Raw genomic sequence first — 15,636 nt, 5'->3', positions numbered from 1 at the left:
AGCCTTCGCGCTGCCGGGTGTTCAATCGGGACATCTGTACCGGTGAAGGGCGGGACGCCTTCAATCTTATCGGCAAACCGGAAGCGCAAATACAGGGCATCGGGAGTTGCGGGGCAGGTGGACAGAAAGTGCGGGGTATCACCGTGAAATGGCGCATGGTCACAATGATGGCCCTGTCCTTCATGCTGCATGGATGGCTGCTCTGGGCTGCGCCGGTACGGGAATTACAGGCGCCCTCGGGGGTAGTGGCACTGAAGCTGGGGCAGGTAAAGCTCGCCTCTGCGGTTGCGCCGGAGAGGGCAGTGGCACGATCGGAGAAAGTCGTCGAGCAACCACTGCCAGAAGCGCCTGAGCTCTCCAGGCCCCCAGTGAAACCGGCTAAAAAGAATCCGTTAGAAAAAAAAGTCGAGGCGGAAGAGGCAGACACGGAAAAGCCAGAGTTGGTTGAGCCACCCAAGCCCTCGTCGGTTGAGGGGGGCATTGCCGAGCCCGCGCTAAGCCAGTCATCCAGCGCACCGGCCCCGGCAAAGTTGCAGAGTGTCAGCGAAGAACCGGTACTCGTAGAGCGCCCGGCCTTTGCCAGCCCGCCCGGCGCGCCGGTCTATCCGGAACTGGCGCGGCAGCGCCGTCAGCAGGGTACGGTGGTGGTGGAAGTACAGCTGGATCACAACGGCGCGCAAGTGGTGCGACGCCTGTTGCGGTCTTCCGGCGTAGACAGCCTGGACGAAGCCGCACTGAAGGCGGTAGCGGGGTGGCGGTTCCTGCCCTACCGGGAAAATGGTCAGGCGCGGCTGTCGCGCGTGCAATTGCCCATTCGGTTTTCTTTGTAAGTCTTAATGGCAAACGTCGTAATGTCGTAATAAAGAACGAGAGCGATATGTTCGAGCATCAAACCTGGCGAGAACTTTTCCTTCAGCTTGGCCCCATGGGCTGGCCTTTATTGGTGGTGTCCGCGGTAGCGTTGGCGCTGCTCGGCGAGCGCCTGTGGTTCCTGCTGACCACCGGCCATCGGGGAATCAGTAGTTCTTTCCGGCGCTTGCAATGCGCCGGTGCTCACGAGCTGGATGCATTGAGCGGCCAGTGCGAACGGGAGCAGGCACTGGCCAGCCGCGCTATAGCGCTGCTACTAAAGCATCGGCAGGCGGAGAGGCCCCAGCGTGAAGAAATTGCCGCAGTGTGGCTGCAGGATCAGCGCCGACAGTTACACAGCGGCCTGCGTCTGTTGATGGTGATCGGGATTGTCAGCCCGTTGATGGGGCTGCTGGGCACGGTGTTGGGATTGATCGGTATGTTTGCCGGTCTCGCCGGCAGCAGCGATCCAGTTACCCCGGCGCTATTGGCGGACGGGTTGGGAATGGCACTGAGTACTACGGCCGCGGGCCTGATGGTCGCGCTGCCGGCCATTGCCGGCGCGCACTTGCTGGCGATCTGGAGCGACCGCGTGGTGGCCGACCTCGAACACCTGTTCAATCGCGGCAACCTGTGGCTGGAAGGTCTGGATCCATGCTGCAACACACCTGACGCCTGCGTACGTGAGGCGGACCGTCTTGCGGTGCCGGCGCAGTGATCAATATCAATCCGCCAGACAGGCGGGAGTACTCCCTAGCCAATCTGACACCAGACCTGACTCCGCTGCTGGATATTATCTTTATCGTATTGGTGTTTTTGTTACTCACCGCCAATGTGCGGCTGTCGTCATTACCCATGGATCTACCCGCCAGTGAGTATACGACGGCCATATTGCCCGCTGATCCCATTACGGTTTCCCTTACCAACCACGGGCCGAATCTGTGGGGTATCGGAGATCGCGGCTACAGTAATCAGACGGAGTTTGAACAGGCGTTACTCGCCGCTCTGGCCGCAGAGCCTGCGCGGCCGGTAGCTCTGGCCTCGGATCGCAATGTGCCGGTCCAACGTATGCTGGATTTATTCGCGCTGCTGCAGAAGCAGGGGGTGGACGTCGCGGAAATTGCCATGCAGCCCCCTGCGGTAGTGCCCTGAAACTGAAAACTACTGTTTGGGAAATGTGCTTCTAATCGATTGGACTCGAATGATGATTTTTTCAATAACCCGTCCTCTGAAACGTTCTTTCAATCATATCGTCGCTGCGGCCGCACTTCTTTGTATGGGCTCGGTGGCGGACGCCGCGCCGGAGCGGGTGATCAGTACCGGCCACTCCATCACTGAACTGGTGCTGGCCCTGGGGGCCGGTAACAGCCTCATCGCGGTGGATTCCTCCACACGTCTGCCGGCGGGTTTCAAAAAAGTACCGGTGATCGGTTACTACCGTCAGTTGCCGGTGGAAGGAATGCTGGCACAGAACCCGCAGCTTTTAATTGGTGGTGAACATATGGGCCCGGCAAACACCCTGACCCTGCTGGAAAATGCCGGTGTAAAAATTGTGAAACTGCCGGAAGCAGAGAATGGTGAGCAGCTGATTGCCAATATCGACCGACTGTCTAAAGTGCTGGAAAAGCCGGCTGCTGAGTTGACCAAAAATGTAGTGGCTCAGTTGCGTGAATTGAAACGTGCCCGTACCTCTCTATCTGAAGCACCGCGTATTTTATTTGTCCGCGCTCAAGAGGGCCGCGGTCTCAAAGCCGCCGGCACCGGCACCAGCCCGGATAGCCTGATCCGCATGGCGGGCGGTGCAAATGCGGTGGATTTTTCCGGTTACAAACAACTCTCTGACGAAGCGCTGATTGAGTTGCGCCCGGACTGGATTCTGTTTTCCAGCGATCAGGATGCACAGTTGCAAGGCGGCGCGGCATTGTTGGAATGGCAGCCGCTTTTAAAGCTGACCCCGGCCGGCAAAAACGGCGCTTTCTTTTCTGTAGATGGTTTTGCGCTGCTCGGCGGTATGGGGCTTGCCAGCCTGAAGGAGGCGAAAAAGTTGAACGAAAAGTTTTCCGGAAACTGATCTTGCTATGTAGCGTCACCTTCGCCCCAAAGTAATTTACATGGAGCCCCCACCCTTGGAATTTCGCCTGAGTGACAAAAGCCTGCTGCCAGCACTGATCGCGCTGTTGCTGTTGGGGAGTTGTATTTCCCTTGCGGTGGGCGCCATGACCATCGGCTGGCGGGATGTGCTCGCCGGGCTGATGCAGTGGAGCTGGCCGGGTATTCTGGATCAGGATGTGCCGGAACAGTACGCGCTGGTGCTGGGTGAAATCCGCCTACCGCGTTTACTGCTCGGGTTGATTGTCGGCGGCACCCTCAGCGTGTGCGGTGCGGTGATGCAGGGTATGTTCCGCAACCCATTGGCGGAGCCTGGCATTATCGGTATTTCCTCCGGCGCCGCCGTGGGCGCTGGCATCGTGCTGGTGTTTGGCGGTGTGCTGAGTGTTTGGCTGGGCGCATTTTACGAAAAGCTGCAATGGCTGCTGTTGCCCGCATTCGCCAGCACGGGAGCAATTATGGCCACCTGGCTAGTGTATATCCTCGGTGACCGCGGTCGCTCGGTGGTAATGATGCTGCTCGCCGGTATTGCCATTTCCGCGCTGGCCGGCGCGGCCCTGGGAATGTTCGCCTACGTGGCTACCGACACGGCGCTGCGGGATATGACCATGTGGCAGCTGGGTTCGCTGTCCGGGGCAACCTGGACCAGTGTGCTGGTGACAGGATTTATTTTTGCCATTAGCGCCGGCCTGTTGTGGGCGCGGGCGAATGATCTGAATGCGCTGCTGTTGGGTGAGTCCGACGCGCGGCATCTGGGCGTGGATGTGATCGGTCTGAAGCGGCAGATTATCGTGCTGAACGGTATCGCCGTGGGCGCTGCGGTTTCGGTATCGGGAATTATAGGCTTTGTGGGTTTGGTGGTGCCGCATATCGTGCGCCTGCTGCGCGGGCCGGATCACCGCTACCTGATTCCCTACAGTGCCCTGCTTGGCGGTCTGTTATTGACCGTGGCCGACACCATCGCGCGCAGCGTCTTCGCACCGGCGGAAATGCCGGTGGGGATTATTACCGCACTACTGGGTGCACCTTTCTTCCTGTTCCTGCTGTGGCAACAGCGCCAGCAGATTTTCTAAGGGGAGGTTGCCCTATGTTGATGAAAAGTTTGTTGGAAATTTCCGATCTCTCGATCCAGTACCCGCGCGCGGCATCGCCGTTGCTGGAGCATATATCCCTGGGTTTTGCCTGCGGTGAAGTCACCGCGCTCCTTGGCCCCAACGGCTGCGGCAAAACCTCGCTGCTGCGTGCCATCAGCGGTGAGCTGGATTATTCCGGTCGCATTCACCTGTTCGGCCGCCCACAGGCAGACTGGTATCGCTCTCAGAGCGAACACCGCGCCCTGGCGCGCCGCTACGGCCTGCTGGCCCAGCACTCCAACGTGAATTTCGCCTTTACCAGTCGCGAAGTGGTGCAGCTGGGTCTTGGCCCCGGCAGCCTGTCGCGGGTGGAGCAGGGCGATCGGGTAGAGCACTTTATGCAGCGCGCGGATGTATGGCATCTGCGTGACCGACTTTTCCCCAGCCTGTCCGGCGGTGAAAAACAACGGGTGCAGCTGGCACGGGTCCTGTCCCAGCTCAGCCTTGCGGAACCCGGTGAAGAAAAGATCCTGCTGCTGGACGAACCCACCTCCGCCCTCGACCTCAAGCATCAGCACCAGGTACTGGCGCTGGCAGGTGAAATCGCCGGTGAAAATACCGCCGTTGTCGCCGTGCTCCATGACCTCAATCTTGCCGCCCGTTATGCGGATCGCATGGTGATGCTGGCCAATGGCCAGGTTCAGGCGGACGGCACCCCCGCCGCGCTGCTGCAGCCGGACCTGGTGGAGCGGGTCTATGGCTACCGCGGGCAACTGGTGGATATGGCGGGCTACCGTGCGCTGCTGTAATGGCGTGTAATCCCGCTGGGCTGTTGGCGCCCAATTGATTCCAATAGAATGTCGCCTCCAATAACAAGGTAGAAACTTCTGGGGGTTCAAATGATGAAGAAAGCGTTGGCCGTTGCGGCCATGGTGTGCTGCTCGGCCACTGTTCAGGCGGCGGAAGGTGGCTACTGGGGTGCTGTTGGTGGTCTGATGAATGTCGATATCGACGGTGATAACCCGTTCAACGTCGGTGTGCGCGGCGGCTACAGCTGGGCGTCCGGTTGGGGTGTCGAGGGTGAGGTGACCACCTCTGCGGCCAAGGGCACCTTTGATTACGACTATTACTATTCCGCACGCGAAGTGGAGTATTCGCTGACCACTGTGGCGCTTTACGGCACATACCGCAGTCAGGGCGATGTGTACTTTAAGGGCAAGATCGGCTTTCTGAATGAGAATGTCGACGTTGATGGGTACGGTGCGGACGACAGTGGCCTGTCTCTGGGGGTGGGTGCGGGCTTCAATCTCAGTGAAAACCTGAACTTGGAAGCCGAGTACACCATCGTGGAAGAGGATGTAGGTTTCTTCTCCGGTTCGCTGGTGTTCCGCTTTTAAGTAGCGAACCCTGTACTCAAATATCAAAACGCGGCTTTTCAGCCGCGTTTTCTGTAAGTGGACCTTTGGGGGAGCTGGAACCACTGGGCGCTATGAAGCCTGTCGATAAACGCGTCAACTGGTACGCCCGCATCCGAGGATTCTGCCGGCGTCGCCAACATGAACCGAGTGGGGCGCTGAATTGAATTTGTTTCAAGTGCACCCTTTGCGCCGCAGTGCCTCCCTTGGTGTACAATGCGCCGCTTTCTGGGGGCGGGCCGGTCACAAACGGGTCGGGATTTGCCCTTGTCGAGATTATGCTTGCGCGATTCGCGCCTTATCATCCGAGGGAATACCATGTTTGATAAATCCGTCACCCTTTCTTCCTACGATCCCGATGTGTGGTCCGCCATTCAGGACGAAGACCGCCGCCAGGAAGAGCACATCGAGCTGATCGCCTCGGAGAACTACACCAGCCCGCAGGTGATGGAAGCCCAGGGCACCAGCCTTACCAACAAATACGCCGAAGGCTACCCGGGCAAGCGCTACTACGGCGGCTGTGAGTACGTCGACAAGGTAGAAGCCCTGGCCATCGAGCGCGCCAAGGAGCTGTTCGGTGCCGACTACGCCAACGTTCAGCCGCACTCCGGCTCCCAGGCCAACGCCGCGGTTTACCAGGCGTTGTGTGCACCCGGCGACACCGTACTGGGTATGAGCCTGGCCCACGGCGGCCATCTGACCCACGGTGCCAAGGTCAACTTCTCCGGCAAAATCTACAACGCAGTGCAGTACGGTCTGAATCCGGAAACCGGCGAAGTGGACTACGAAGAAGTCGAGCGCCTGGCCCTTGAGCACAAGCCGAAGATGATCGTGGCCGGCTTCTCCGCCTACAGCCGCATCATGGACTGGGCCAAGTTCCGCACCATCGCCGACAAGGTTGGCGCCTACCTGATGGTCGATATGGCGCATGTTGCCGGCCTGGTTGCCGCGGGCGAATACCCGTCTCCGGTACCCCACGCAGACGTGGTGACCTCCACCACCCACAAAACCCTGCGCGGCCCTCGCGGCGGTATCATCATTGCCAAGGCCAATGAAGAGATCGAGAAGAAGCTGAACAGCGCAGTATTCCCGGGCGGCCAGGGCGGCCCGCTGATGCATGTGATCGCAGCAAAAGCGGTTTCCTTCAAGGAAGCCATGAGCCCCGAGTACAAGGCCTACCAGAAGAAAGTGGTCGAAAACGCCCGCGCTATGGCCGAGACCTTCCTCGACCGCGGTATCAACATCGTTTCCGGCGGCACCGACGACCACCTGATGCTGGTGGACCTGATCGGCAAGGAATACACCGGTAAGGATGCGGACGAAGCCCTGGGCAATGCCAACATCACCGTGAACAAGAACGCCGTCCCCAACGACCCGCGCTCCCCGTTCATCACCAGCGGCCTGCGTGTGGGCACCCCGGCGATCACCACCCGCGGCTTCGGCGTGGAAGAGACCAAGCAGCTCACCCACTGGATCTGCGACGTGCTGGACGCGCTGGAGAAAGGCAGCCCCGAGGCGACCATTGCCGAAGTGAAGGCCAAGGTACTGGAGATCTGCGCGAAGTTCCCTGTCTATCAAGGGTAAGTGCTCCCAGCGAATCTTCGGCTCTGAGCCCAGGCGGCCCCATATGGGGCCGTTTTTGGTTGTGGGTGGCAGACCCCGGGGGGCGAAATGTTAGAATCCCGCTCAAAGCAGATGAGAGCATGTCCATGAACAAAAGACAGGTAGAGCAGATACTGAACCGGGCCGACGAGCGCTGTCGGGCCAAGGGCGTGCGCTTTACCGAAAAGCGGCAGAACATCCTGCGGGCGCTGCTGAAGTCGCCGGTGCCGCTTTCCGCCTACGAGATTGCCGATGTATACCGGGAAGCGACCGGTGAGACCATTCAGGCGATGTCGGTCTATCGCATGCTCGATTTCCTAGTGGAAAACAGCCTGGTGCACAAACTGGCATCCGCCAACAAGTTTGTAGCCTGCTCTCATATCGCCTGTAGTCACGACCATCAAACCCCACAGTTCCTGATCTGTGAACGCTGCGGTGCGGTGAAAGAGATTGGCATCAAGGGAGATGTCATCAAGTCCCTGCAGAAGGGCGCTTCCAGTGCAGGCTGGCAGTTGCTGAGCCCGGCGTTGGAGTTGCCCTGTCTTTGCGACCGGTGCGCCGCCTGAGCCTGTCCGTCCCGCCCGCTATGCAATTACCCCGGCGCGCAAGGCGTGGGCACTTCTGTGGTAAACTCCGCGCATTTTCCGAACGGGCCAAATCCTCATGCACTGTCCTTTCTGCAGCGCAGACGAAACCAAAGTCGTAGATTCCCGCCTGGTGGCCGATGGCGACCAGGTGCGGCGCCGTCGTGAGTGTCTGCAGTGCCACGAGCGCTTCACCACCTTTGAAACCGCCGAGCTGGTGCTTCCGCGGGTCGTCAAGCAGAACGGCCAGCGCGAACCCTTCAACGAAGACAAGCTGCGCGCGGGCATTCAGCGCGCGGTGGAGAAGCGCCCGGTGAGTACCGAGCGGGTTGAGGCTGCGGTGGCCCAGATTAAACACGCCCTGCAGGCCACCGGTGAGCGCGAGCTCCCCGCCATGCATATCGGCGAGCTGGTCATGGAACAGTTGCGCGAGCTGGACCAGGTCGCGTTCGTGCGCTTTGCCTCGGTGTACCGCCGGTTTGAAGATGTCAGTGATTTCAGCGATGAGATCGAGCGTCTGAATACGCCCAAGGGAGCGGATCAGTGATTATTACCCCCCGTGAACTGATGGCGCGCGCGGTCCAGTTGGCCGAGCGCGGCACCTACACCACCATGCCCAACCCGCGGGTGGGCTGCGTGATTGCCGATGCCGAGGGCAATATTGTCGGTGAGGGCTGGCACAAGCGCGCCGGCGAACCCCATGCGGAAATCGAGGCCCTGAACGACGCCGGTGAGAAGGCGAAAGGCAATATCGCCTATGTGACCCTGGAACCCTGCAGTCACACCGGCAAGACCGGTCCCTGTGCCGACGCCCTGATTGCCGCTGGCGTGGCCAAAGTGGTCTTCGGCATGGAAGACCCGAACCCCAGCGTCAGCGGGAAAGGGTTACAGAAACTGCGCGATGCGGGCATTGAAGTGGAAGGCCCGTTGCTGGAAGAATCCTGCCGGGCGCTGAATCCGGGCTTTATCAAGCGCATGACCCTGGGCCTGCCCCTGGTGCGGACCAAATCCGCCATGAGCATCGACGGCCGTACCGCCATGGCCAGTGGCGAATCCAAGTGGGTCACCGGCCCCGCCGCCCGCGCCGATGTGCAGAACCTGCGCGCGCGCAGCTGCGCCATCGTTACCGGCGTGGATTCGGTGCGTCACGACAACCCGAACATGAACGTGCGCCCGGAAGAAATGGCGCTGCCGGAGGCGGAAGCCGCCGCTGCGGCAGTGAAGCAGCCCCTGCGGGTGATCGTAGACAGCAAACTGCGCACCCCGGCCAAGGCCTTTATTTTGCAGGGTGACGCCCCCACATTGGTGGTCACCACCGAAGCGGCGGACAGCGAGCGCCGCGCACGGCTGGAAAAGACCGGCGCCGAGGTGCTGGTACTGCCTGCGGATAAAGAAGGCCGCGTACACCTGGGCGAACTGCTAAAAGAACTCGCCCGCCGCGAATGCAATGAGGTGCTGGTCGAGAGCGGTGCGACCCTCTCCGGCGCCTTTATGTACCAGGGCCATGTGGATGAAATCATCGTCTACGTGGCGCCCAAGATCCTCGGCTCCAGCGCCAGACCGCTGTTCGAGCTACCGATTGAGCGCATGGGGTCCATGCTGCCCATCACCATTACCGATATGCGCGCAGTCGGCCACGACTGGCGCATTACCGCGACAACCGATATTGAGCGGTAAGCGCGAGGGTGCTTCTAAAAAGCAGGATTTTCGCGCGAGGGCTAGGAAGCCCCGCGCACAGGACCGGAATGTATATAAATACATGAGGACCCGAGCACGGAGCTGACGACGCCCTCTCGTCAAAAGACAATTTTTAGGAGTGCCCGGATTGTTTACTGGAATTGTTGAAGCTGTAGGCGAAATTACCGCCCTGCAACCCAAGGGCGGCGACCTGCGTCTGCGGGTAAAAACCGGCAAGCTGGACCTGTCCGACGTCAAACTCGGTGACAGCATCGCCACCAACGGCGTCTGCCTGACGGTGGTGGACCTGCCCGGCGACGGCTACTGGGCCGACGTCTCCGCCGAGACCCTCGCGGTCGCCACATTGCAGGACTGGAAACTGGGTGACAGGGTCAACCTGGAAAAGGCCCTGACCCCGCAGACCCGCCTCGGCGGCCATATGGTCAGCGGCCACGTGGACGGCATCGGCGAAGTGGTGTGGCGCAAACAGACCGCCCGCGCCGAACAGTTTCGCCTGCGCGCCCCGGCCGAGCTGGCCAAGTACATCGCCCACAAGGGCTCCATCACCGTCGACGGCACCAGCCTTACGGTGAACGCGGTGGACGGCGCCGAATTTGAACTCACCATCGTGCCCCACACTATCGCCGAGACCGTGATCGGCGGATACCAGGCCGGTACCAAGGTGAACCTGGAAGTGGACCTGATAGCGCGCTACCTGGAACGGCTACTCTTGGGAGATGCCGCCGCCGAGCCCAGGAGCGAAGGGCTGACCATGGAATTTTTGGCGCAGCACGGGTTTTACAAGGCCTAAACGAGAGGGCCTGAAGGCTCCCACAACATTATTGAGAGAGTTATGGAACTGAATAGCGTTGAAGAACTGATCGACGATATCCGTCAGGGCAAAATGGTTATCCTGATGGATGACGAAGATCGCGAGAATGAAGGCGACCTCGTCATCGCCGCCGAGCAGGTGCGCCCGGAAGACATCAACTTCATGGCCACCCACGCCCGCGGCCTGATCTGCCTGACCCTGACCGGCGACCGCTGCGAGCAGCTCGACCTGCCGCTCATGTCCCGCGACAACGGCGCTCAGTTCAGCACCAACTTCACCGTCTCCATTGAAGCCGCCGAAGGCGTCACCACCGGCATCTCCGCCGCCGACCGCGCCCGCACCATTCGCGCCGCCGTCGCCCGCAATGCCAAGCCTTCCGACATCGTCCAGCCCGGCCACATCTTCCCGATCAAAGCCCAGCCCGGTGGCGTATTGAGCCGCGCCGGCCACACAGAAGCCGGCTGCGACCTCGCACGTTTGGCCGGCTTCGAGCCGGCCGCCGCCATCGTCGAAATCATGAACGAAGACGGCACCATGGCCCGCCGCCCGGACCTGGAAAAATTCGCCCAGCAGCACAACCTCAAGATCGGCACCATCGCCGACCTGATCAACTACCGTGCCCTGAACGAAAAAACCGTCGAGTGCGTCAACCAGCGCAATGTGCACACCGAATTCGGCGAATTCAAACTGCGCACCTACCTCGACAAAGCCCGCCGTGAACGCCACTTCGCGTTCAGCCTCGGCGACTTCCAACCAGAAGAGCCCACCCTGGTGCGCGTCCACGTCGCCAGCACCCTGCGCGACGTATTCTCCCTGCGCCGCGGCGACGAAAAATACGAACCCTGGACCTTCCGCAACGCCCTGAAAAAAGTCGCGGAAGAGGGCAAGGGGGTAGTGGTCGTGATCTGCCACAACGAAACCACCGAGGAAATCGAGGAAAGCATCGACTGGCTGATCAGCGGCAAGCAGCAGCGCCCGAGCCAGGACCTGGTGTACAAACAGGTCGGCACCGGCTCGCAGATTCTGCGAGATCTGAAAGTGCGCAAAATGCGCTTGATGAGTGCACCGTTTAGATTCAGCGCCATTTCCGGATTTGATCTGGAAGTGGAAGAGTATCTGAACGCGGAAGAAATCTAAGACAAATTACACTGGTGGGTAATACCACCAATGTACAACTTGAAGGTGGAGTGCCGGGTATCAGTTTTCAGGAGCGTCGCAAACAGGATGTTTGCGCCGCAGCGCCCAGGGATGGGTTCACAGCGGTCCTGAAAACTGATACCCGGTGCTCCACCGCCACTGCACCAGGACCCGAAGCATGAAAAGGGACCCGCAGGGAACTACCAGAAAACGGAAAAGACCATGAGCAATATCAAAGTAATCGAAGGGGATTTCGTAGGCAGCACCGGTAAATACGCGCTGCTGGTAAGCCGCTGGAACAGCTTCGTAGTAGAAAGCCTCAAAGACGGCGCCCTCGATACCCTGCGTCGCAAAGGCATCAAAGAAGAAGACATCACCATCTACTACGCACCGGGCGCCTTCGAATTCCCGCTCGCCGCGCAGAAGATTGCCGAAACCAAAAAGTTCGACGCCGTAATCGCACTGGGCGCCGTCATCCGCGGCGGCACCCCACACTTCGAATACGTCGCCGGCGAATGTACCAAAGGCCTCGCCCAGGTCTCCATGAACACCGGCATTCCTGTGACCTTCGGCGTCCTCACCGTAGACTCCATTGAACAGGCCATCGAACGCTCCGGTACCAAAGCCGGCAACAAAGGCTGCGAAGCCGCCGAGACCGCCCTCGAAATGGTCTCCCTGATCAGCAAAATCTGATTGAGAAATCACTGAAATGACCGTAACCGCATCCGCCCGCCGCAAGGCCCGCCACTACGCCATGCAGGCCCTGTACCAGTGGCAAATGGCAGGCTCCAGCCTGAACACCATTGAAGCCGAGTTTCATGCCGACAACGACATGAGCAAAACTGACGTGGCCTACTTTCGCGAACTCTTCCACGGTGTAGCGAAAAATCTCGACGAAGTCGAAGGCGCCTACAGCCAGTACCTCGATCGCGACGTCGAAGAACTGGACCCGGTATCCCGCGCCCTGTTGCGCATGTCCACCTATGAGATGAAAAACCGCGTCGACGTACCCTACAAGGTCGTCATCAACGAAGCCGTCGCCCTGGCGAAAAAATTCGGCCCCACCGACGCGTTTAAATTTATCAACGGCATCCTCGACAAAGTTGCGGCCAAAGAGCGCAGTGTCGAAGTAAAGGCCGACAAAGGCTAAACCGCCCATGCCCGGCCCCGGTGAATTTGAATTGATTCGGGAGTACTTCAGCTCCCGTTTTCAGACCGGAGCCCGGCCGGGCAGTGCGGCAAATACGGTGGTACTGGGGATCGGCGACGACTGCGCGCTATTGAATCCCCCTGCTGGCAAAACCCTCGCCACCAGCGTCGATACCCTGGTGGCAGATGTGCACTTTCCCGCAAACGCTGATCCATACCGTATTGCCAGCCGCGCACTGCGGGTCAATCTCTCCGACCTCGCCGCCATGAATGCCGAACCCCTGTGGTTCACCCTCGCACTGACGTTGCCGCAAAGCGATCCGCAGTGGCTGGCCCCCTTCGCCCGCGGTCTGGCGGAAACGGCAGACTTGTACGGAGTGACTCTGGTGGGAGGCGATACCACAAAAGGCCCGCTATCCATCACCATTCAGGTCACCGGCGCCTGTGAAAAACCACTGCGCCGCGACGGGGCCCGCGCCGGGGATACCGTTTTTGTCTCCAATCAGCTGGGCGCCGCCGCCGCGGCGCTGCCGATCGCGCTCGGTGAGATGGTAGGCACTGCTGAACAGCGTCAGCAGATGGAAGCCGCGTATTATTTTCCCGAGCCGCAGTTCGCCGTGGCCCGCGCCATTGGCAATTACGCCAGCGCCGCACTGGATATTTCCGACGGGCTGCTTGCGGATCTCTCGCATATCTGCGAAGCGAGCAAACTTGGCGCAGAGCTGGAATTGGAAGAGCTCCCGGTAGCCGGACTGGCGCAGTCGATGAATGCGGAATGCAATACGGAAAGCGCACTGGAAACCGCACTCACCGGCGGGGACGACTATCAACTGTGTTTCACCGTTCCCGAACAGCACCTGGATACTGTGGATAAGCTGAACCTGCCAATCACCGCCATTGGTCGCATGAGTGCAGAACCGGGTATCCGCTGTCGTTTGCATGGCAATCCTTGGCAGCCGCGCGGTTCCGGTTACCGGCATTTTTGACGGTAAAGATTGATGGAAAAGAATGACGGGTAAACAAAACATAATGATGAGCGAGAAAAAGACCCCGCTGCCAACGCCGACATTTTCCGAGCTGCTTCGCAGCCCGGTCATGCTGCTGGCATTTGGTTTCGGCTCCGGCCTTGCCAGAAAAGCGCCGGGAACCTTCGGTACCCTGGCTGCAATTCCTTTCTGGTACGGCCTGCAGTTTCTGTCACCGGTCGCCTATATGGGCGTGATCCTGGTGACGTTTATTCTCGGCTGTTACCTGTGCGGCGCCTCCTCGAAAAAGCTCGGTGTGCACGATCACGGTGGTATCGTGTGGGACGAATTTGTCGGCTACTGGCTCACCATGTTTATGGCCCCCGCCGGCTGGCTGTGGGCCGTGTACGGCTTTGTACTGTTCCGGATTTTTGATATCGCAAAACCTCAGCCTATCGGCTGGGTCGATCGCCGGGTTCACGGTGGTCTGGGAATTATGCTCGACGATATACTGGCGGGCATCTATGCCGCGCTGGTGTTACAGGGCACGGCATACCTGATTCACATTCTCTGAGGCAGGACGCCCATGAAAATACACAACCTGTTGGTATCAATCGCTCTCGCGCTGTCACCGCTGGTTAGCAACGCACAGGACGTGCGCTTGCAGGCGATCTTCGGCACCAGTGCCATGTTTGAAATTGATGGCAAACAACGGTTGCTGAAGTCCGGGAAAACGTCGCCGGAAGGGGTCAGGCTGGTTTCGGTTACCAGCGATTACGCACTGGTGTTGATTGATGGCCGAGAGCAGAAGCTCACCCTGGCGGCACCGGTAGCGGCGAATTATCAGCAGGTGGAGCGGGCGGAGGTGCGCCTTAACGCAGACAGTCGTGGTCACTACAGCACCACCGCCTGGATCAATGGCCGCCGGGTGGATGTGATGGTGGATACCGGCGCGACCAGTATCGCGTTCAACTACCCCACCGCAAAGAGCCTAGGGTTGGATCTCGCCCGCGCGCGACCGATGACCGTCTCCACCGCCAGCGGTGTGGAGAAGGCCTATCGCCTGAATCTCGCCAGTGTCACTATTGGCGGTATTACCGTTCACAACGTGGATGCCACGGTGCTGGGAAGTGACTTTCCTCAGGTGACTCTGTTGGGCAACAGTTTTTTGAGCCGCGTGGATATGCAGCAACAGGATGGCCTGTTGTTGCTGCGCGCGCGCAATTGATCACGCATTTTGATGGATTACGAGGTATCAGTTTGACCATTCGTTTTGTGGAATCCTGCAAACTGCCCACTTCCTGGGGCATGTTCGAGATGCACGGTTTTGAAGAAGTGGAAACCGGCAAGGAACATGTGGTTCTGAGCATGGGGGATCTGGATACGGATGAGCCGGTGCTGGCCCGTATTCATTCCGAGTGCCTGACCGGGGATGGACTGTTTTCCCTGCGCTGTGATTGCGGTGCCCAGTTGCAGCACGCCATGCATCGCATTGCCACCGAGGGACGGGGTGTGGTTTTCTATCTGCGCCAGGAGGGCCGCGGGATCGGTCTGTTGAACAAGATCCGTGCCTACCACCTTCAGGATGCAGGGGCGGATACGGTGGAGGCCAATGAACAGCTGGGATTTGGCGCGGATATGCGCGACTACTCGATTCTGAAGCCGATGATCGAGCACCTGGGGATCCAGTCGATTCGCCTGATGACCAACAACCCCCGCAAGGTAAAGGCACTGCAGGATCTGGGTGTGGAGGTCAGTGAGCGCCTGCCACATCAGTCCGGTCGCAATCCCCACAATGTGAACTACCTGTCCACCAAAAAGGGCAAGCTGGGGCACCTGTTCGACGACGAGAGCGGTACCGAGGAGGGGTGAAGGTGGAAATGGTGACTGCGAGCCGCTTTCTCTGTCACAAACCTTTCATAAAACCGTCACGGTAAGGCAACGGGAAAACGCCAATCTATACGTGAGCAAGATGCAGAGCGCGAGAAATGCTCAGGAAGAGCAAATCAGTTACTCAGGGACAGCGTGCTCAGAAATTGTGTCTATACTCAAAGTTATCTGATCGTTGGCGGTCGAGAAAGGTGATGTACCTCCAGCGGTAAGATATAAGGGCCGGCGTTATGCCGGCTTTTGTTTTTGTGTTTTATGTGCCGTCGAGACAAATGACATCCATGTCATTTTTCTCTCCGACGCAATCGAAAACGCTGGCGCAGAGGCGTGGCTCTGCTGGGTTTTCGATTGCTC

The 15,636-nt window shown here is 59.4% G+C and carries 19 protein-coding genes; all 19 read left to right on the top strand.

Annotated features, from left to right (window positions below; genetic code table 11):
- Window positions 1-143: 143 nt before the first annotated feature.
- The 19 genes from AU11_RS17770 (at window position 144) to ribA (ending at window position 15,264) form a co-directional block, all read left to right on the top strand.
- Window positions 144-830: an energy transducer TonB gene (locus tag AU11_RS17770; RefSeq protein WP_156035279.1), complete on the top strand. Its 687-nt coding sequence runs from the start codon at window positions 144-146 to the stop codon at window positions 828-830.
- Window positions 831-877: 47 nt separating this feature from the next.
- Window positions 878-1,567 (top strand): MotA/TolQ/ExbB proton channel family protein, encoded by a 690-nt coding sequence (locus tag AU11_RS10625; RefSeq protein WP_043319278.1) that lies wholly within the window; start codon window positions 878-880, stop codon window positions 1,565-1,567.
- Window positions 1,564-2,001, top strand: a complete 438-nt coding sequence (locus AU11_RS10620) for a biopolymer transporter ExbD (RefSeq protein ID WP_051687175.1) — start codon at window positions 1,564-1,566, stop codon at window positions 1,999-2,001. Before AU11_RS10625 ends, AU11_RS10620 begins: the two co-directional genes overlap by 4 nt.
- A gap of 49 nt (window positions 2,002-2,050) precedes the next feature.
- Window positions 2,051-2,920 carry a hemin ABC transporter substrate-binding protein gene (locus AU11_RS10615; protein WP_081848061.1) on the top strand — a complete coding sequence of 290 codons (870 nt, stop codon included), beginning with the start codon at window positions 2,051-2,053 and terminating at the stop codon, window positions 2,918-2,920.
- Between the two features lie 40 nt (window positions 2,921-2,960).
- Window positions 2,961-4,031: an iron ABC transporter permease gene (locus AU11_RS10610; RefSeq protein WP_043319276.1), complete on the top strand. Its 1,071-nt coding sequence runs from the start codon at window positions 2,961-2,963 to the stop codon at window positions 4,029-4,031.
- Window positions 4,032-4,045: 14 nt separating this feature from the next.
- Window positions 4,046-4,840: a heme ABC transporter ATP-binding protein gene (locus AU11_RS10605; protein ID WP_043319273.1), complete on the top strand. Its 795-nt coding sequence runs from the start codon at window positions 4,046-4,048 to the stop codon at window positions 4,838-4,840.
- A 90-nt stretch (window positions 4,841-4,930) separates the two neighbouring features.
- The gene (locus AU11_RS17765; protein ID WP_051687173.1) at window positions 4,931-5,428 is read left to right on the top strand and encodes a porin family protein; all 498 of its coding nucleotides are present in this window, start codon (window positions 4,931-4,933) and stop codon (window positions 5,426-5,428) included.
- Window positions 5,429-5,764: 336 nt separating this feature from the next.
- Window positions 5,765-7,030 carry a serine hydroxymethyltransferase gene (glyA, locus tag AU11_RS10595; protein ID WP_043319271.1) on the top strand — a complete coding sequence of 422 codons (1,266 nt, stop codon included), beginning with the start codon at window positions 5,765-5,767 and terminating at the stop codon, window positions 7,028-7,030.
- 125 nt (window positions 7,031-7,155) lie between these two features.
- Entirely contained in the window at window positions 7,156-7,614 is a 459-nt protein-coding gene (locus AU11_RS10590; RefSeq protein WP_043320404.1) for a Fur family transcriptional regulator, read from the top strand.
- A 97-nt stretch (window positions 7,615-7,711) separates the two neighbouring features.
- Complete coding sequence (gene nrdR, locus AU11_RS10585) at window positions 7,712-8,179, top strand: transcriptional regulator NrdR (RefSeq protein WP_043319270.1); 468 nt, start codon at window positions 7,712-7,714, stop codon at window positions 8,177-8,179.
- Between the two features lie 20 nt (window positions 8,180-8,199).
- On the top strand, window positions 8,200-9,309 hold the full coding sequence (ribD, locus tag AU11_RS10580) for a bifunctional diaminohydroxyphosphoribosylaminopyrimidine deaminase/5-amino-6-(5-phosphoribosylamino)uracil reductase RibD (protein WP_043320403.1): 1,110 nt from the start codon (window positions 8,200-8,202) through the stop codon (window positions 9,307-9,309).
- Window positions 9,310-9,457: 148 nt separating this feature from the next.
- On the top strand, window positions 9,458-10,120 hold the full coding sequence (locus AU11_RS10575) for a riboflavin synthase (RefSeq protein ID WP_043319268.1): 663 nt from the start codon (window positions 9,458-9,460) through the stop codon (window positions 10,118-10,120).
- Between the two features lie 42 nt (window positions 10,121-10,162).
- Window positions 10,163-11,278, top strand: coding sequence for a bifunctional 3,4-dihydroxy-2-butanone-4-phosphate synthase/GTP cyclohydrolase II (gene ribBA, locus AU11_RS10570; protein WP_043319266.1), 1,116 nt, complete (start codon window positions 10,163-10,165; stop codon window positions 11,276-11,278).
- Between the two features lie 222 nt (window positions 11,279-11,500).
- Window positions 11,501-11,971, top strand: a complete 471-nt coding sequence (gene ribE, locus AU11_RS10565) for a 6,7-dimethyl-8-ribityllumazine synthase (RefSeq protein ID WP_043319264.1) — start codon at window positions 11,501-11,503, stop codon at window positions 11,969-11,971.
- A 16-nt stretch (window positions 11,972-11,987) separates the two neighbouring features.
- Window positions 11,988-12,428, top strand: a complete 441-nt coding sequence (gene nusB / locus AU11_RS10560; protein WP_043319262.1) for a transcription antitermination factor NusB — start codon at window positions 11,988-11,990, stop codon at window positions 12,426-12,428.
- Between the two features lie 7 nt (window positions 12,429-12,435).
- Complete coding sequence (gene thiL / locus AU11_RS10555; protein ID WP_043319260.1) at window positions 12,436-13,413, top strand: thiamine-phosphate kinase; 978 nt, start codon at window positions 12,436-12,438, stop codon at window positions 13,411-13,413.
- A gap of 43 nt (window positions 13,414-13,456) precedes the next feature.
- The gene (locus AU11_RS10550; protein ID WP_231491834.1) at window positions 13,457-13,966 is read left to right on the top strand and encodes a phosphatidylglycerophosphatase A; all 510 of its coding nucleotides are present in this window, start codon (window positions 13,457-13,459) and stop codon (window positions 13,964-13,966) included.
- A 12-nt stretch (window positions 13,967-13,978) separates the two neighbouring features.
- A complete protein-coding gene (locus tag AU11_RS10545; RefSeq protein ID WP_051687172.1) occupies window positions 13,979-14,620 on the top strand; it encodes a TIGR02281 family clan AA aspartic protease in 642 nt (213 codons plus the stop codon).
- Between the two features lie 32 nt (window positions 14,621-14,652).
- Entirely contained in the window at window positions 14,653-15,264 is a 612-nt protein-coding gene (ribA, locus tag AU11_RS10540) for a GTP cyclohydrolase II (protein WP_043320400.1), read from the top strand.
- The last annotated feature ends 372 nt before the right edge of the window (window positions 15,265-15,636 follow it).

The organism is Microbulbifer sp. HZ11 (genome assembly GCF_000708675.1).
In the GTDB taxonomy this organism is placed as follows: Bacteria; Pseudomonadota; Gammaproteobacteria; order Pseudomonadales; family Cellvibrionaceae; genus Microbulbifer.
This window is presented reverse-complemented; position numbering and strand designations above follow the sequence as displayed.